This window comes from Pseudodesulfovibrio sp. 5S69, from assembly GCF_037094465.1.
Classification (GTDB): domain Bacteria; phylum Desulfobacterota; class Desulfovibrionia; order Desulfovibrionales; family Desulfovibrionaceae; genus Pseudodesulfovibrio; species Pseudodesulfovibrio methanolicus.
Genome location: NZ_CP146609.1, coordinates 831,793 through 848,641, shown reverse-complemented (window position 1 = coordinate 848,641; position 16,849 = coordinate 831,793). Strand labels below are relative to the sequence as shown.

20 protein-coding genes are annotated in these 16,849 nt (G+C 65.7%); 17 read left to right on the top strand and 3 right to left on the bottom strand.

Features of this window, described 5'->3' with window-relative positions:
• The gene (locus tag V8V93_RS03995) at window positions 1–1,149 is read left to right on the top strand and encodes an HD domain-containing phosphohydrolase (protein WP_338669085.1); all 1,149 of its coding nucleotides are present in this window, start codon (window positions 1–3) and stop codon (window positions 1,147–1,149) included.
• Complete coding sequence (locus tag V8V93_RS03990; RefSeq protein WP_338669084.1) at window positions 1,149–2,162, top strand: HD domain-containing phosphohydrolase; 1,014 nt, start codon at window positions 1,149–1,151, stop codon at window positions 2,160–2,162. Before V8V93_RS03995 ends, V8V93_RS03990 begins: the two co-directional genes overlap by 1 nt.
• On the opposite strand, the gene V8V93_RS03985 is transcribed toward V8V93_RS03990, so the two are convergent.
• Window positions 2,159–4,762 carry a PAS domain S-box protein gene (locus tag V8V93_RS03985; protein ID WP_338669083.1) on the bottom strand — a complete coding sequence of 868 codons (2,604 nt, stop codon included), beginning with the start codon at window positions 4,760–4,762 and terminating at the stop codon, window positions 2,159–2,161. The two genes, V8V93_RS03990 and V8V93_RS03985, sit on opposite strands and share 4 nt — an antisense overlap.
• Window positions 4,763–4,958: 196 nt before the next feature.
• Here V8V93_RS03985 and V8V93_RS03980 point away from each other — a divergent pair, with 196 nt between their 5' ends.
• From V8V93_RS03980 to phoU, 6 genes are all read left to right on the top strand, one after another.
• On the top strand, window positions 4,959–5,507 hold the full coding sequence (locus V8V93_RS03980; protein ID WP_338669082.1) for a chemotaxis protein CheD: 549 nt from the start codon (window positions 4,959–4,961) through the stop codon (window positions 5,505–5,507).
• Window positions 5,508–5,515: 8 nt separating this feature from the next.
• Window positions 5,516–6,355 (top strand): acetolactate decarboxylase, encoded by an 840-nt coding sequence (budA, locus tag V8V93_RS03975; RefSeq protein WP_338669081.1) that lies wholly within the window; start codon window positions 5,516–5,518, stop codon window positions 6,353–6,355.
• 127 nt (window positions 6,356–6,482) lie between these two features.
• On the top strand, window positions 6,483–7,631 hold the full coding sequence (locus V8V93_RS03970) for an Hpt domain-containing protein (protein WP_338669080.1): 1,149 nt from the start codon (window positions 6,483–6,485) through the stop codon (window positions 7,629–7,631).
• A 74-nt stretch (window positions 7,632–7,705) separates the two neighbouring features.
• Window positions 7,706–8,407 carry an AMIN domain-containing protein gene (locus tag V8V93_RS03965; RefSeq protein ID WP_338669079.1) on the top strand — a complete coding sequence of 234 codons (702 nt, stop codon included), beginning with the start codon at window positions 7,706–7,708 and terminating at the stop codon, window positions 8,405–8,407.
• Window positions 8,408–8,527: 120 nt separating this feature from the next.
• Complete coding sequence (pstB, locus tag V8V93_RS03960) at window positions 8,528–9,289, top strand: phosphate ABC transporter ATP-binding protein PstB (protein ID WP_338669078.1); 762 nt, start codon at window positions 8,528–8,530, stop codon at window positions 9,287–9,289.
• Between the two features lie 27 nt (window positions 9,290–9,316).
• Window positions 9,317–9,982, top strand: a complete 666-nt coding sequence (phoU, locus tag V8V93_RS03955; RefSeq protein ID WP_338669077.1) for a phosphate signaling complex protein PhoU — start codon at window positions 9,317–9,319, stop codon at window positions 9,980–9,982.
• An 84-nt stretch (window positions 9,983–10,066) separates the two neighbouring features.
• On the opposite strand, the gene V8V93_RS03950 is transcribed toward phoU, so the two are convergent.
• Together V8V93_RS03950 and V8V93_RS03945 are read right to left on the bottom strand one after the other, a co-directional pair.
• Complete coding sequence (locus V8V93_RS03950; RefSeq protein ID WP_338669076.1) at window positions 10,067–10,390, bottom strand: Hpt domain-containing protein; 324 nt, start codon at window positions 10,388–10,390, stop codon at window positions 10,067–10,069.
• Between the two features lie 135 nt (window positions 10,391–10,525).
• Window positions 10,526–10,906: a winged helix-turn-helix transcriptional regulator gene (locus tag V8V93_RS03945; protein WP_338669075.1), complete on the bottom strand. Its 381-nt coding sequence runs from the start codon at window positions 10,904–10,906 to the stop codon at window positions 10,526–10,528.
• A gap of 164 nt (window positions 10,907–11,070) precedes the next feature.
• Here V8V93_RS03945 and V8V93_RS03940 point away from each other — a divergent pair, with 164 nt between their 5' ends.
• The 9 genes from V8V93_RS03940 (at window position 11,071) to V8V93_RS03900 (ending at window position 16,826) form a co-directional block, all read left to right on the top strand.
• Window positions 11,071–11,580, top strand: coding sequence for a nitroreductase family protein (locus V8V93_RS03940; protein WP_338669074.1), 510 nt, complete (start codon window positions 11,071–11,073; stop codon window positions 11,578–11,580).
• A gap of 9 nt (window positions 11,581–11,589) precedes the next feature.
• Window positions 11,590–12,165 (top strand): flavodoxin family protein, encoded by a 576-nt coding sequence (locus V8V93_RS03935; RefSeq protein ID WP_338669073.1) that lies wholly within the window; start codon window positions 11,590–11,592, stop codon window positions 12,163–12,165.
• 219 nt (window positions 12,166–12,384) lie between these two features.
• Window positions 12,385–12,801, top strand: coding sequence for a PepSY domain-containing protein (locus V8V93_RS03930; RefSeq protein ID WP_338669072.1), 417 nt, complete (start codon window positions 12,385–12,387; stop codon window positions 12,799–12,801).
• A gap of 83 nt (window positions 12,802–12,884) precedes the next feature.
• Window positions 12,885–13,811 carry an ABC transporter ATP-binding protein gene (locus V8V93_RS03925; protein ID WP_338669071.1) on the top strand — a complete coding sequence of 309 codons (927 nt, stop codon included), beginning with the start codon at window positions 12,885–12,887 and terminating at the stop codon, window positions 13,809–13,811.
• Entirely contained in the window at window positions 13,808–14,560 is a 753-nt protein-coding gene (locus V8V93_RS03920; RefSeq protein ID WP_338669070.1) for an ABC transporter permease, read from the top strand. The genes V8V93_RS03925 and V8V93_RS03920 overlap by 4 nt, the downstream gene beginning before the upstream one ends.
• Before the next feature lie 14 nt (window positions 14,561–14,574).
• Window positions 14,575–15,117 (top strand): hypothetical protein, encoded by a 543-nt coding sequence (locus V8V93_RS03915; protein ID WP_338669069.1) that lies wholly within the window; start codon window positions 14,575–14,577, stop codon window positions 15,115–15,117.
• Window positions 15,118–15,167: 50 nt separating this feature from the next.
• Entirely contained in the window at window positions 15,168–15,773 is a 606-nt protein-coding gene (locus tag V8V93_RS03910; protein WP_338669068.1) for a fused DSP-PTPase phosphatase/NAD kinase-like protein, read from the top strand.
• 1 nt (window position 15,774) lies between these two features.
• On the top strand, window positions 15,775–16,167 hold the full coding sequence (locus tag V8V93_RS03905) for a hypothetical protein (RefSeq protein ID WP_338669067.1): 393 nt from the start codon (window positions 15,775–15,777) through the stop codon (window positions 16,165–16,167).
• A gap of 29 nt (window positions 16,168–16,196) precedes the next feature.
• Window positions 16,197–16,826: a DedA family protein gene (locus V8V93_RS03900; protein ID WP_338669066.1), complete on the top strand. Its 630-nt coding sequence runs from the start codon at window positions 16,197–16,199 to the stop codon at window positions 16,824–16,826.
• The last annotated feature ends 23 nt before the right edge of the window (window positions 16,827–16,849 follow it).

Below are 16,849 nucleotides of genomic sequence, written 5' to 3'. Positions count from 1 at the left end.
ATGAAACCGCGCATCCTGCTCGTCGACGACGAGCCCAACGTCCTCTCCGCCCTGCGCCGCCAACTGCGCGAGCAGTACGAGGTCGACGTACAGTCCTCCCCGGCCGAGGCCCTGAAGCAACTGGACCGCGCCAGGCCCTACGCCGCGGCCGTCTCGGACTACCGCATGCCCGGCATGAACGGCATCGAGTTCCTGAACGAGATGAAGACCCTGAGCCCGGACACCACCCGGCTGATGCTGACCGGATACGCGGACCTGGACAACGCCATCCGCGCGGTCAACGACGGCAACGTCTTCCGCTTCCTGACCAAGCCCTGCGAACGGGACAATCTGCTCAGAAACGTGGCCGACGCGGTCCGCCAGTTCGAATTGGTCACCGCCAAGCGGGTTTTGCTGGAAAAGACCCTCAAGGGCAGCGTGGACCTCTTGAGCGAGATCACCGCCATGGTCAACCCGCACGCGGGCGAACGCATCAACCGGGTGCGCCGCTACGTACGCTATTTTGCCGAAAAGAAGGGGCTCAAGGACCTCTGGCGCTACGACATCGCGGCCATGCTCTGCCAGCTCGGCACGCTCATCCTGCCGCCGGGCACCCTGGAGACCCTGGAGGGTGGCGGGGAGCTGTCTCCCGAGCAGGAGCAAATGTGGGAGATGCATCCGGTCATCGCCCAGAGCCTGGTGACCCGGCTGCCCCGGCTCAAGTCCATCGCGGACATGATCGCCTACCAGCTCAAGGGGTTCGACGGCACGGGCACCCCGCGTGACAACGTCAAGGAGGAGGACATCCCGCTGGGCGGGCGCATTCTCCGGATCGCGCTCGACTACGACATGGCCCGGCAGCGCGAGGAAAACCCGCAAAAAGCCTTCCTCAGCATGGAGGACGACCTCGAAGTATACGACCCCGAACTCATGTACTATCTCGAGGGCATGCTCGGGGTGGAGGCCCGCTACGCCATCCGCACCGTGCCCCTCCATGACCTCAAGCCGGGCATGGTCCTGCACGAGGACGTGGTCTCCAAGCAGGGAGCCCTGCTGGTGCGCAAGAGCCTGGAACTGAACAAGGACAAGATCGACCGCATGCACATGTTCGCGGAAAAGGTCGGCATTCCCGAGACCTTCACCGTGCTCGTGCCGGAGACGGCAGACTGATGGCCTGGCGCGAAGCATACAAGACCGTCCCGGTGCTCCTGGTGGACGACGAGTCCAAGGTCCTCGACGCCCACCGCAGGACCCTGCGGACCCGTTTCGACCTGCACACCGCCCTGGGCGGCACCGAGGCCCTGGAGGCCATGGAGGCCCACGGCCCGTTCACCGTGGTGATCTCGGACTTCAAGATGCCGGACATGGACGGCATCGCCCTGCTGGCCAAAGTCGCCGCCCTGTACCCGGACACCGTGCGCATGATCCTGACCGGCTACGCGGACATGGACACCGCCATCCGGGCCGTGAACACCGGGGCCATCTTCCGCTTCCTGACCAAGCCGTCCGAACCGGACGATCTGGTCATGGCCATCTGCGCGGGCATCGAACATGCCGAGATGGTCCAGTCCGCCAGGGAGCTGGAGATCGTGCGCAGGCTCAAGGACGGCTTCGAGCGGACCCTGCACGCCTTCACCCGGCTGGTGGAATTCCGCGACCCGTACACCTCCGGCCACATGGACCGGACCGCGGACATCGCGGTCATGATCGCCGAGCGCATGGACATGGACAAGGACGACATAGCCGGGCTGCGCCTGGCCGCCATGGTCCACGACATCGGCAAGGTGGCCGTGCCGTCGCACATCCTGAACAAGCTCGGGGAGCTGACCGACGCCGAATTTTCGATCATCAAGGCCCACGCCGAAGTGGGGGCCGAGATCTTCAAGGGGCTGGGCGTGGAATGGCCCATCGCCCGGATAATCCGGGAGCACCACGAGCGGCTGGACGGGTCCGGCTATCCGGACGGGCTGAACGGGGACGAGATACTGCTCCAGTCCAAGATCCTGTGCGTGGCCGACATCATCGACGCCATCATCACCGACCGGCCCTACCGCCACGGACTGGGCAAGGGCGAGGCCGTCGGCTACCTGCTCGAAGGAAAGGGGCGGTTATTCGACGTGGAGGTCGTGGAGACCGCCCTGTCGCTCATGGAGGAGGGGCGCATCCGGGAGCCCGGCGACTAGTCCGCGGCGGGCTCCTCAAAGGGCAGCCGGACCGTGAAGGTCGTGCCCTGGCCCTCCACCGTACTGATCTCGATGCGGCCGCCGTGCATGCCCACGACCACGTTGTGGGAGATGGCCAGCCCCTGGCCCGTGCCCTTGCCCACTTCCTTGGTGGTGAAGAAGGGATCGAACGCCTTGGCCGCCACGTCCCTGGACATGCCCGTGCCCGTGTCCGTCACTTCGAGCACCGCAAACTCCCCTTCGCTCCGGGTCCGGATGGTAATGGTCCCCTGCCCGTCGCCGCCCTTGAGCTTGGACTCGATGGCATGGGCCGCGTTGACGATCAGGTTCAGGACCACCTGGCCCACCTCGCCCTTGAGGCAAAAGACCGGGGCCAGGGTGTCGTCCGGCAAAAACTCCATGCCCGCCACGTATTTCCACTCGTTGGTGGACACGGTGATGGCGTTCCGGACGATCTCGTTGAGGTCGTGGAAGGCCTTGGCCAGCTCGCCGGGATGGGCCAACTGCTTGATGGAGCGGACGATCTCGGCGATGCGCTTGAGCCCGGACGCGGACTCGTCCAGGGCAGCGGGCACGTCCTCGGCCAGGTAGGTCATCTCCTCCTCGTCCATGGCCGCTCCGGCCCGCTCGCGGAAGTCCGCGTCCGGGAAAAGGTCGGGGTGCTCGGCCACGAAGCCGACCAGCTCGCGGCAGCGCTCGATGGTCTTGGAATAGGTCCCGCAGGAATCGTGCAGAAACTGCAGGTTCGAGGTCACGTACTGGGTTGGGGTGTTGATCTCGTGGGCGATGCCCGCGGCCAGTTCGCCGATGGATTCGAGCTTCTGGGACTGCCTGAGTTGCGACTCCACCACCAACTGCTGGGTGATGTCCCGGCCCACGCCGACGAAGCCGATCAATTCGCCCGCGTGGTTGCGGATGGGCCCAATGCTCGATTCCAGGGTGTACCGCTCGCCGTTCTTGCGCCGGTTGACGATGCGGCCCTTCCAGACCTTGCCGCCGGTAATAGTCGCCCACATGTTGGCAAAAAAATCATCCGTCTGCTCCCCGCCCGCCAGAATATTGGTCGTCTTCCCCACGGCCTCGGCCCGGGAAAAGCCCGAGACCGCCTCGAAGGCCGGATTCACGTAGGTCATGACCCCCTTGAGGTCGGTCATGACGATCATTTCCGCCGCCTGGTCGATGGCCGCGGTCAGGCGGCTCATGGCCAACTGGGCCTCCTTGATCTCGGTGATGTCGGTGAAGGTGTGGATGTTCCCGGCGGCCTCGCCCCGGGTGTTGCCCATCTCGACCACCTGCCACAGAGCCCAGACGAACTCCCCGTTGCCGGACATGAGCCGCAGCTCGACCTTGTCCGTGGCCGGGCCGACCCGCTCCAGCCAGTGCTTCCAGACCAGCTTGCGGTCCTCGCGGTGCACGCTGTTCAACCAGCCCTGGCCCGCCAGTTGGACGGCCGTGGCCCGTGTCAGTTCGTGCATCTTCTCGTTGGCGTAGAGCAGGTTCCCGGCGATGTCGGTGATGATGATGGCCACGGGAGAGGCCTTGGCCAGCCCCCGGAAGCGCTCTTCGGACTCCCGCTGTGCCGTGTTCGCCTTGTGGATGCGGGTGGCGTCGTTGCCGATGCACAACAGTTCGGCGGGCCGCCCCTGGTCCATGACCAGCTTGACCGTCCAGGACACGAAGCCCACCCGGCCGTCGGCCATGCGCACGGGGATCTCGTTCTGGCGGCCCTCGCCGCCGATGACCTCGACCACCGCGTCCAGCCCCTGGCCCTCGGACGCCACGTCGAAAAAGGACATGAGCGTGTACCCGAGCAGTTCCCCGTCGTCCCCGGCCAGGAAGGTGCGGGCAAAGGAGTTGGCGAAGGTGATCTTGCCCGCCTCGTTGATACGCAGGATCAGGTTGTTGGCCCCCTCCACCAGGTCGCGGTAGCTCTTCTCGCTCTGTTGCAGATCGTGGATCAGCGGCTCGCTGACCTTGATGAACAGGAAGGCGCAGAGGAGGGTCAGGGCCACGCCCACCCCGAAGATGTTCAGGTTGGCACGGAGAAACGGAGCGCGGATCTCCTCCAGGTCGATCCTGGCCACCAGACCGAGCCTGTCGGAGCGCAGGCGGATGGGCGCATAGGCGGCCACCACCTCGACCCCCTGGTGGTCAGGCCCCACCACGGTCCCGGTCTCCCCGAACAGGGCGCGCTTCATGGGCTCCTCGCCGCCGCCGTCCAGGGGAATCCGCGCGCCGGGCGAGGACTCGGGCACGGGTCTGCCGTTTTCCAGCAGATGCAGGATGTCCTTGCCGTCGAGCCGGGCCACGACGAATTCGCCGGTCCGGCTCTGGAGCTCGAAGTCCCGCTGGGCCCGGGCGATGTGACCGAGGATCGTCTCGCGGGTGGCGTCGGGCCCGCCCGATGCCTGCCCGGCCACGGCCATCCAGCCCATCTCCTCGGCCAGGCTGGCCTGGCTCTGGACCAACTCCTGCAGCCGAACCCGCTCCTCCTTGATGGCCGTATTGAACAACAACCGCGTGCCGTACATGGAGACCGCCGCCACGAGCGCCACCATGATGAGCAACAGCGAAAAGATTCTCCGATTCCGTCCCTGCATGGACACCTCCGCAATCCCCTGATTACATGAATAATGGCGTATTTTCCATACGCGCCCTTTTATAATTTGGATTTCCGGATATTTTTGTGTACAAGGCTGCCCGGCAATCCACAGCGCGGTTGACTTTCGACACAAAAATAAAGCATTTTATAGTATGAGAAATGCCTGGGGCACCGCCCAGGAACCGGAGAAACGAATGAAAACGATCGGGCCGGGTATGGCCAAAGTCTTTTTGCAGACGGGCGACTGCTTCATCGGGGTGCAGCCCACCCTGGTGACGACGGTCCTCGGCTCGTGCCTGGCCGTGACCATCCACGCGCCCAAGATGGGCATAGGCACCATCTGCCATGCCTTTCTGCCGGACAGCTCCGCCACCCGGCAGCAGAACCCCGAACCGCAGATCTGCCGCTTCGTGGATACGGCCCTGCAGAACATGCTCGAGACCATGGACAAGATCGGCGTGCCGCGCCGGGAGCTGTGCATCAAGATGTTCGGCGGCGGCCAGGGTGTGGCGGTCAACAACATGGAGCCCTCGGGCTCGTACAATATCGGCAGGCGCAACATCGAGATGGCCAAGAAGCTGCTCAAGTTCGCCCGGCTGGACATCCAGGCCCAGGACGTGGGCGGCGCCCAGGGGCGCAAGCTCATGTTCAACACCCAGACCGGAGATGTCTGGGTCAAGAAACTGAACAAATCCCAGCTCGCGGCCGCAGGCAACAGCGGTTCTCCGGGCTCCAAATTCTAGGAACCGACATGCGTCCGAAACGGTCCGCCTCTTCCCTTGCCGCCCTTTTCCGAAACCCGCTGCTGCGCGCCGCCGTCCTGGCGCTCGCCCTGCTGCTCGCCCCCGCGCTCCGGGCGGCCCCGGCATGGGCCGGCGGCGGCCTCTACCAGTACTCGACCATCGACGCCCTGCTGGCCGGGGTCTACGACGGCGGCCTGACCATGGACCATTTGCTCGCGCGCGGCGGTTTCGGCCTGGGCACCCTGAACGGCCTGGACGGCGAGTTGGTCGTCCTGGACGGCGTGGCCTACCACGCGGCGGCCGGCGGGCGGGTGGACGTCCCGGCCGGGTCGACGCGGACCCCCTTCGCCTGCGTCACCCGCTTCGCGCCCGGGACCAGCCTGGCCCTCAACGGCATCGACGGCCTCGAAGCGCTGAACGCGGCCGTGTCCGCGCACCTGCCCACCAAAAACCGCTTTTACGCCATCCGCATCGATGCCCGCTTCGACCGCGTGCGGACCAGGGCCATCCCCCGGCAGACGCCGCCGTATGCGCCCCTGGCCGAGGTCACGAAGCAGCAGGTCGTCACGGACTTCTCGGGCCCGGGCACCCTGGTGGGACTCTATTCGCCGCCCTTTGTCAACGGGGTCAACGTGCCCGGCTTCCACTGGCATTTCCTGACCGGGGACCGCACCGGGGGCGGCCACGTCCTGGACTGCGCCTTCGCCTCGGCCGAGGCCCGCCTGGACGGCATGCGCTCCTTCACGCTAGACTTGCCCGATTCGCGCGCCTTTGACGGGCTCGACCTGGCGGACGACAGGAGCAAGGCGTTGCAGACCGTGGAAAAGGGGACCTCGAAAACGGAGTAGCCGCCATGCCGGAATACCCGGTGACCGTCGATTCCGAGCTTGCGCCCATCATGAACCGCTATCTGGCGTTGCGGCGGGAGGGGCGCGCGAAACTACGGACCCCGCGGAAGCGGGGGATTTCGAGGCCGTGGTCCTCCAGGGGCATGTGCTCAGGGGCAGCGGCGGTTCCTTTGGCCTGGCCCGGCTGACCCAGTTGGGCGCTGCCGTCGAGGACGCGGGGCGGCGGAGGGATGCGGCAACGGCCGGACGGCTGGCCGATGCCGTGGGGGAGTATATCGACAACCTGGACATCAGTTATCAAGAAAGGAAGCCTGCCATGCGCATCCTCATGCTCGCCATAAACGACCCCGCCGGGACCGCCGTGCAGTTCTGCAAGGCGCTCAACCGCCACACCGGGCACTCGGCCCGGCTGGTCACCCTGGAGACCCGCTACACCCACTGCTGGGAAAAGGACCTGCACGTCCCGGACCTCGGCCCCGACGGCATGGAGGAAGTCGCCATCCTCATGCGCGAGGCCGATGTCTTCCACTTCCACATGACCTGCGACGAGAACCAGCCCTTCGGTCCGCTCAAGCCGGCCGACTACCTCAAGGGCAAGGCGGTGGTCCACCACCATCACGGGCACCACGACTTCCGCGCCCACCCCGAATCCTTCCGCGAGAAATACCGCGAGCGCGGCCGGACCAACCTGCTCGTGTCCACCCCGGACCTGCTCAAGCTCCTGCCCGAGGCCCGCTGGCAGCCCAACCTGGTGCCCATCGACGACCCGCTGCTGACGCCCATGTGGGGCCGCTTCGACGATCCGGGCCAGCTCAAGGTCTGCCACTCGCCCACCCGCAAGGACCTCAAGAACACCGAGGAGTTCCTGGCCGCGGTCAAGTACGTCAACCGGCGCAACGTGTACCTCTCCGTGGACCTCGTCGACGACGCGCCCAACCACGAGTGCCTGGCCCGCAAGCGGCGCTGCCACGCCCTGTTCGACCACATGCAGGGCTACTACGGCGTGTCCAGCCTGGAGGGGCTTTCCCAGGGGCTGGCCGTCCTCGCCGGGCTGGACGACTGGAACCGGGCCCGCATCGCGGAATTCGCCGGGACCGACGACCTGCCGTGGCTCTCGGCCACCAACCAGGACGAGCTGGGCACCCTGCTGCAGCACCTGGCCAAGGACCGCGGCTACTGCGAACAGGCCGGGGAGGCGGGCCGCCGCTTCATGGAGTCGTGCTGGTCCGACCGGCGCATCGCCTCGGATCTGGCCGACTACTACGACTCCCTCTGATCGGTTCCGGCTTTGCCTTTGGACGACAATTCCAGTATACACCTTTGGAGTTTTTCAATCAGCGAGGGGTATGCATGTCGAATACGTTCAGGCACTGGTTCCTTTTTCCGGCGGCCTGCGCCATGGCCGGGCTCCTGGCCCTGGCCCTGACCGTCCAACCGGGCCTGGCCCAGAGCCAGACGACCGGCGGGCCGCGCAACGAGGTGCGCATGGACGTGGATTTCACGGTCCTGCCCAAGGTCCTGCCCGACGGCAACGAGGCCCCGGCATCGTCCGCCGCGCCCCCCGAGGAACCGCTCACCCCGGAGCAGGCCCTCCCGGACGCGGCCGACGCCGCAGCGCCTTCGGAAAAGCCTGCCGCGAACAACCGCGTCCCGACCGCAGAGACCCGGCCCACCCCGAAACCCGCGCCCGCCGAACAGGCGGAAATCCCGGCCGTCACCCCGGTCAAGGAACCCGGCGTGATCCGCTCGGTGTCCCTGGACGAGTCAGCGCGGGGCTTCACCCTCAAGGTGGTCGCCGACCGGCCCGTGGGCCAGATCGCGTTCATGAACCTCAACAACCCCAGACGGCTGGTGGTGGATTTCCTGGGCAAGTGGTCCCATCGGGACGGCAATGTGCTCCGCTCCGAAGGGGTGGTCAAACACGTGGTCATGGGCGAGCACCCGGACCGCTTCCGCATGGTCGTCCACTTCCGCACCCCGCCGAAAAAGACACTCACGCCCGATATCCGCAAAGCCGGGGACGAAGTGCATGTCCTGGTCGCCCTGCCCTAGCGCGAAGGCTGTTACGCAATTGTCACAAACGAGTCATTGGCTCGTAACTCCACCGGGTTACTCGTGGTGCGTTGCGCCGCTGGCGGAACACATCATTTCATTTGCCACGGAGCACGAACAATGACGACGACCATAAAGGTGTCTTCCATCAACCTCGATTTCCACTACGGTGACTTCAAGGCCCTGGAGGACATCAGCATAGACTTCGAGTCCAACAGGGTCACGGCGCTCATCGGACCGTCCGGGTGCGGCAAGTCGACCTATCTTCGCTGCATCAACCGCATGAACGACCTCATCCCCGGCACCAAGGTGGACGGCAAGATGACCCTGGACGGCCAGGACATTTACGCCCCCGGCCTGGATGTCGTCTCCCTGCGGCGCCGCATCGGCATGGTCTTCCAGAAGCCCAATCCCTTCCCAAAGACCATCTTCGAGAACGTGGCCTACGGCCTGCGCGTCAACGGCATGAAGGACAAGCAGTTCATGGAGCAGAAGGTCGAGGAGAGCCTGCTCGGTGCGGCCCTGTGGGACGAGGTCAAGGACCGGCTGCACACCTCCGCCCTGGGGCTGTCCGGCGGACAGCAACAGCGGCTGTGCATCGCCCGCGCCCTGGCCGTGGAACCCGAGGTTCTGCTCATGGACGAACCCGCCTCGGCGCTGGACCCCATCGCCACACAGAAGATCGAGGACCTGATCCACGAACTCAAAAAGGAATTCACGATCATCATCGTGACCCACTCCATGCAGCAGGCGGCACGGGTGTCCGATCGAACCGCCTTCTTCTACATGGGCAAACTGATCGAGGTGGACGACACCAAGGCCATGTTCACCAACCCCGCCAATAAACAGACGGAAGATTACATTACGGGCCGTTTCGGTTAAGCTGAACAGCAAAGGACGCAACGCATCATGGAACAACGCGCACATTTTTCCAAAAAACTCGAGGATCTCAAGGTCATGGTCCTGCGCATGGCGGCCCTCTCGGAATCCGCCGTGCACAAGGCCATCCGGGCCTACCTCGAGAACGACGCCGACCTGGCCGAAGCGGTCATTGTCGGCGATGAAGCCATCAACGAGATGGAAGACGGGATCGACAACTTCAGCCTGGAACTCCTCGCCCTGGACCAGCCCATGGCCGTTGACCTGCGCACCATCGTCGGCGCACAGCGCATCACGGTGAACCTGGAGCGGCTCGGCGACGAGGCGGTCAATCTGGCCCACCGGGCCATCTTCCTGTCCACCAGGCCGCCCATGCCCCACAACCCCAAGATGGAAGACCTGGCCAACACGGTCAAGAATATGCTCTCAGAGGCGCTCAAGGCCTACGTGGACGACGACGTCAGCCTGGCCGGGCAGATCTGCCGCATGGACGACAAGGCCGACGACCTGACCATCGCCATCCTGCGCCAGATGGTCTCCGACATGGTCTCCGAGTCCCGCATCGTTGAGCGGGGCGTGCACGCCATCATCGGCTCCCGCCACCTGGAGCGCGTCGGCGATCTGGCCACCAATGTGGCCGAGACCGTGGTCTTCATCGTCGAAGGCACGAGCATGAAACACAACTGCCGCGGCTGATCACGCCCGCCGGAACGAATCAAAAGCCCGCCGCGTCCATATGGACGCGGCGGGCTTTCCTTTTAATTTACCGCTTCGGAAGAACTAGGCGCGATCCAGCTCGGCCAGCAGTTCCCCGGCCCGAAGCTCCAGCTCCGCGAACAGCTCGGGGCTACGCGCCGGGTCGCCGCCCTTGGCGCAGCATTCGAGGTCGAACGCCGCCCGACGGGCGGCCTCGGCCCCCAGAGTCGCGGCCACACTCTTCATGGTGTGGCTGTTCAGGGCCACGGCCCGGAGGTCGCCCTCGGCCATGCCCCGCCTCACGGCATCCATCCGCAGCCGAATCTCCACGGCCGCCTTGGTCAGAAGCGGTGCGAATTCCTCAAGGGTCAGCCCTATGTCCGCGCTGGCCGAAACCGCGTCGAACACGGCCCCTCCCGGAAGAGTTCCCCCATTCTGTCTGAAATTACTCTGCATTTTTTGTCCCCTATGTCCCATACCATACCGCGCCGCCCCACGGGAGCAAAGCGAAAATCCCGGTGACGCCGTCCCTCGACCAGCCGTTTATACCGCCTCTGCCTCGGGCTGCCGCTGCCCGTCGAACCACTCCGCATACCGCTCGCCCCAATGGCACAGGCTGTCGATGAGCGGCAGGATGCTCTCCCCCATCCCGGTCAGGGAATACTCCACCTTGGGCGGCACCTGGGGATAGACCTCGCGCCGGACCACGCCGTCCGACTCCAGTTCGCGCAACTGCTGGGTGAGCATCTTCTGGGTGATGTTCGGGATGGACCGCTTGACCTCGCTGAAGCGCATGGTCCCTTCCTTGCCCAGCTTGTGCAGGATGATCAGCTTCCATTTGCCGCCGATGACCTGCAGGGTCAGCTCCATGGAACAATAGTATTTTTTGTCGCCGCAAACCTTCTGCGAACACGCCGCGTCCATGATTCCTCCCGCCGACCGACACCCGCCCGGTCTGTCCGTCGGCCTCAGTGGTATATTTTGGGTTACTATAGAACTCTGAAGTGCGTACTTGATCTTTTCTCTCCATTAGCAGAGAACATGATCAAGGTAAATAGCGCCCAGCACCCCGAACACGGAGGATGAACATGGATACCCTGGAAGCCCTGCGCACCAGGCGCAGCATACGGAAATACACTGACAAGCCCGTCTCCGACGAGATGGTCCGGCAGATCCTCGAAGCGGCCATGATGGCCCCCAGCGCAGGCAACGGCCAGCCCTGGCAGTTCATCGTGGTCAACGAACGAGCCCGGCTCGACGCCATGGTCGACCTGCACCCCTACGTCAAGATGGTCCTCCAGGCCCAGGTCGGCATCATCGTCTGCGGTGATCTGACCAAGGAAAAGTACCCCGGCTACTGGGTCCAGGACTGCGCCGCGGCCATGGAGAACCTGCTCCTGGCCACACACGCCCTCGGCCTGGGCGCGGTCTGGACCGGCATCTACCCCAAGGAAGACCGCGTGACCGGATACCGGGCCATGTTCAACATCCCGGACCACGTCATACCGCTCGGCTTCGCGCCCATCGGCTGGCCCGCGCAGCAGCCCAAGTCCGAAAGCCGCTTCAACCCCAACCGAGTCCACTACAACAACTACTAGGAGTCACCCATGAAAGTTGTCGCATTCAACGGCTCCGCCCGAAAGGGCGGCAATACCGCGGAGATGATCAAACGCGCCTTGGCCAAACTCGAAGCCCAGGGCATCGAGACCGAAATGATCGAGCTTGGGGGCAAGAAAATGCACGGCTGCATCGCCTGCATGAAGTGCGCGGAAAACAAGGACCGCCGCTGCGCCGTCAAAAACGACTTCGTTAATGAATGTATCGAGGCCATGGACGCGGCCGACGGCATCCTTCTCGCCTCGCCCACCTACTTCGCCACCATCACCACCGAAATGAGCGCACTCATCGACCGCGCCGGCATGGTCGGCCTGGTCAACGGCTCCATGTTCGCCCGCAAGGTCGGCGCCGCCATCGTCGCCGCCCGCCGAGGCGGGGCCATGCAGACCTTCAACACCCTCAACTCCTTCTTCTTCATCCAACAGATGGTCGTGCCCGGCTCCCGCTATTGGAACATGGGCTTCGGCCGCGAGAAAGGCGAGGTTCTCAAGGACGAGGAAGGCATGCAGACCATGGACATCCTGGGCGAAAACATGGCCTGGCTCATGCATAAACTGAACGCCTGACAAACCGTCTCCTCCCCTGCCCGCAAGGCCCGATCCGGCAAGACCGGATCGGGCCTTGTCGCGTGCGCGCGGGTTGCCTTGGGGCTCCCCGAATCGTTCCCACCTCTCTTCATCTTCCCTTCATGATGTCCCCGTATTCTGGCCTCGAACGGCAGGAACGGGACGCCGCCGCCATGGCGGCTCCGCTGCCACAACGCAACGACATCAGGAGGCATTATCATGAAAAAGCAATGGATAGCCCTTATCGGAAGCGGGGCCATGATCATCGGCCTGGCCACGGCGGGCGTCGGTTTCGCCAAGTCCGAACAGGAACAGCGCATCACCGGGACCATCCCGGTCGCCGAACAGGCCGAGGCCGCGTATCCGGGCATGGCCAAAATCACCCTGAACCAGGCCATGCAGGACGCCGTGGCCGCCGTACCGGGTCGGGTCCTCAAGGCCGGGCTCGACGATGAGGACGGCTTCCTGGTCTACGGCATCGAGGTCGTCGGCCGGGACCAGACCGTCACGGACGTGAAGATCGACGCCGGTTCGGGCAAGGTCCTGGCCCTGCGCAAGGACAAGGCCGACCGGCACGAGCACGACGGCGAAGGCCGCGAACACGACGAACGGGAAGGCCACGAAGGCGAGGAATAATCTCCCGCACCCCGTGTCCCGGCCCGGCCCCCCCGGGGGGGGGGGCCGGGACGCATCCACGGCCGACCAGCGAGGTACTTGCTATGATCACAATGGAAAACATCCGCCTGGGCATCGATGGAAAGGACGTGCTCAACGGCATCGACCTGCATCTGGAATCCGGCGACATCTACGGCCTGCTCGGGCCCAACGGCGCCGGGAAGTCCACCACCATATACGCCCTGCTGGGGCTGCGGCCCTATTCCGGCGGGCACGTCAGGATACTTGGCGGCGACCCGGCGGAGGACCCCATCCCCATCCGGCGGCAGGTGGGCGTCATGCCCGAGAAGGCCGGGTTCTACGAATGGATGACCGCGCCCGACTATCTCGGGTGGTACGCGCACCTCTACGGCTTCGAACCCGCGGCCGGAGAGCTCGACGCGCTGCTCGACAGGGTCGGCCTCGGCGCGAAAAAGGGGAATCCCGTCGCCACCTATTCCCGGGGCATGCGCCAGCGCCTGGCCGTGGCCAGGGCGCTGTTGCCGCACCCCCGGCTGCTCATCCTGGACGAACCGACCAACGGGCTCGACCCCAAGGGGCGGCGCGAGGTCCATGATCTGCTGGTGGAGTATGCCCGGACCAACGAGGCCGGGGTGCTTTTGTGCACCCATCTCCTGGACGACGTGGACCGGCTGTGCAACCGCATCGGCATCATCGAGGGCGGCCGGACCCGCATCGAAGGGGCCATCGGCGAACTGCTGTCGCAGACGGGCCGGGAGTTGAATCACCGCCTGCGCCTGGAGGCTGAGCCGGACGTCTCGGACCTGCCGGACGGGATCACGGTCCTGGACAACGAGAACGGCTGGTGGCGCGTGCGCACCCGGTCGGGCGACGTTGCCGGGCTCTGGGGCGAACTGTGGCGGCGGGGATGGAGAATTCAGGAAATCCGCTCCGAGGCCTCCAACCTCGAAGCGCTGTACATGCGCCATACCGGCCGAAACGAGCCGTCGGCGCAGGAGGTGACGCAATGAACACTACCATAGCCATCGCAAGCAAGGAAAGCGCGCAGATGCTGCTCAGCCGACGGGGCATCCTCTGGCTGACCACGTTCAGCGCGGTCCTCTCGGCCTTCAGTCTGCTGCTGGTCAGCAACACCGAACTGAGCCTGCTCGACAACGCCCAGGTGGTCTACATGATGGCCGGAACGGTCCTGGCCGCGGGGGCCCTGCTGGCCGCCATCCAGGGAAGCGACGGGTATGCCGGGGAAAGGGAACGGGGCACGCTGGTGCCGCTGCTCTGCGCCCCGGTGCGGCCCGGCGTCCTGCTCGAAGGCAAGGCGGCGGGCATGCTCGCGGCCTGGGGCGTCATGTACGCCATGAGCGTGCCCTATCTCTGGGCCGTGGGCGCGGGCGGTCAGAACCTCGGGGCCGCCCTGGTCTACCTGGCCCTGTTCGGCACCCCGGTGGTCCTCGGCTTCGGCTACCTGGCGCTGGCCCTGTCCGCCCGCACCGGCAGCGTCATGAGCTCGCTGCTCGGCACGGTCACGCTGCTGATGCTGGCCGCGAGCCCGCTGGTGGTGGGCCCGAGCCTGCGCAGTTCGGCCATCGGGCGGATCCTGGACGCCGTGAACCCCTTTGCCGGAGCCCTGAACACCTTCGACAGCGTGATCATCGACGGCGACCCGTTCTCGGCCCAGGCCTTCCGCCTGTTCCTGGTCGCTGCCTGGCTCGTCCTCTGCCTGTTCCTGGCACGCCGCAGCGCCGCCAAGGCCAACTTCTAACAAGGGAGCGCACCATGAAGATTCACAAGACCCTGCTTCCCGCCGTGGCCGTCATCCTGCTGCTCGCCACGGCCGCCGTGGCCGCACCGGCCCCGGTGACCCTGGACCTGGGCCCCGACGCGGGGAACCCCGCGTCACCGATCATGGGGGACCATTTGCGGTTCTGGAGCACCATAACCAACAATGGAACGCGGCCCGTCCGGGGGCTGGTGGCCTGGATAAGCCTGGTCGAGGTCGACAAGGGCAACGAACAGCCCATGGACCTGGAGGACTGGAGCGCCCACAAGGCCGTGGCCGGGGCGACCCTGGAACCGGGCGGGACCCTGCGCACCGACTGGCCCATGCGGCTGATCAGGAGCGGAGACTACCGTGTGATCGTCAGCGTCACCGATCGGGGCGGCGACCGGGTCTACACCAGCCCGACCGTTCAGTTTCACGTCCGGCAAAAGCCCATGCTCAAGGCCGGACGGGTGGTGGCCGTGGCGGCGGGCGTGCCCGTGATCCTGCTGGCCCTGCTGCTCGTCCTGAAGCGGCGGCAACGCGCCCGGCACGGCTGATTCGGCGGGCCTGTCCGGCATAACCAACAAAGACACCCAACGAGGTCGACATGACATTCCGGCGAAAATCCTTCCTGCGCACGGCCGCGGCCACCCTCGGGGTACTCGCGGTCCTGTTCGCGGCGCGCGTCTGGTATCTCGAAGAGCAGGGCAACTTCCATGCGATAACGGTCGGCGAGGCGTACCGCTCGGCCCAACTGGACCGGGACGAGCTGGCGCACTACGTCCGCAGGCACCACATCCGCTCGATCATCAACCTGCGCGGCGACAGGCCGGAGAAAGCCTGGTACCGCGAGGAGATCGCCACCGCCCGCGAACTGGGCATCCGGCACTTCGACTTCGGCGGCATAAGGGCGACCCGCGCGCCCTCGCCACGCCAGGTGCACGAGTTGCTGGAGCTGTTCGCCATGGCCCCGCGCCCGGTCCTGCTGCACTGCCGGGCCGGGGCGGACCGCTCCGGCCTGGCCGCGGCCCTGTGGAAGACCATGGTCGACGGCGCGCCCGCCTCCGAGGCGCGCAAACAGCTCTCCCTGCGCTACGGCCACGTGCCCGTGGGGCCGACCACCGTCCTGGACGCCTTTTTCGATCACTGGAACCCCGCCGAAGGCCGTGCCGTGGAAACCGGCATCCCGGCCCCGGCCCACAAGGAGATATGACATGTCATTCATCACACAGGGATTGCGCCGAATGGATGCGCGGGCGGCCGCGGCCATGCTGCTTGACCGTGTCCACGTCCTGCTGGTCCGGCCGGTGGCGGCCTCGCGCGTCTTTCTGCACGCCACCGGAAAGGCTCGGCGTTTCTATCTGGTCCACTTCCGCAAGGACTACGTCCGCGCCCAATTGCGGGCGCGCGAGGGTGCGTGCCGCCAGTGCGGATTCTGCTGCAACATGCTCTTCACCTGCCCGCTGCTGACCAGGGAGGGGCGGTGCGTGGCCTACGGCGTCTGCCGCCCGCGCTCATGCCGAGTCTTTCCCATTGATCAGCGGGACATCGACGAGGTAGGCAAATGCGGCGCCCGGTGCGGCTACCGTTTCGAGAACCGCCGCTGACCGCAAACCTTCAACAGGAACCGTCCGACGTGATACATCAAGCCGTTGCCTGGATCGTGGCCGTGGTGGGCCATTGGGGATACCCCGGAATCGTGGTCCTCATGGCCCTGGAGTCCTCCCTGTTCCCGTTCCCCAGCGAGGTGGTCATCCCGCCCGCCGCCTACCTGGCGGCAAGCGGCAGGATGAGCATCGGGATGGTCGTCCTCTGCGGCGCCCTGGGCAGCCTTCTGGGAGCGGTCTTCAACTACTGGCTGGCCCTGACCTTCGGCAGACCGTTCTTCGAGCGGTACGGCCGCCGCATGCTGGTCAACCCGGAGTCCCTGGCCAGGGCCGAGCGATTCTTCGCCCGCCACGGGCACATCAGCACCTTCACGGGCCGCCTGCTGCCGGTCATCCGCCAGTACATCTCCCTCCCGGCCGGGCTGACGCGGATGAATTTCCCGGCCTTCTGCGCGGCCACGGTCCTGGGCTCGGGGGTCTGGGTGCTGGTCCTGGCCGGGCTGGGCTACTGCTTCGGCCGGAACGAGCGGTTGGTCCTGCGCAACCTGCACTGGGCCACCCTGGCCCTGGCCGTTGTCTGCGCGGCCATCCTGCTGGCCTACCGCCGGTGGTGGAAGGGACGCCAAGCCCGGAACGCGGAACGGCGGACCGGCGTCTGACGGACTTCCGTTCCGTTTCCGCC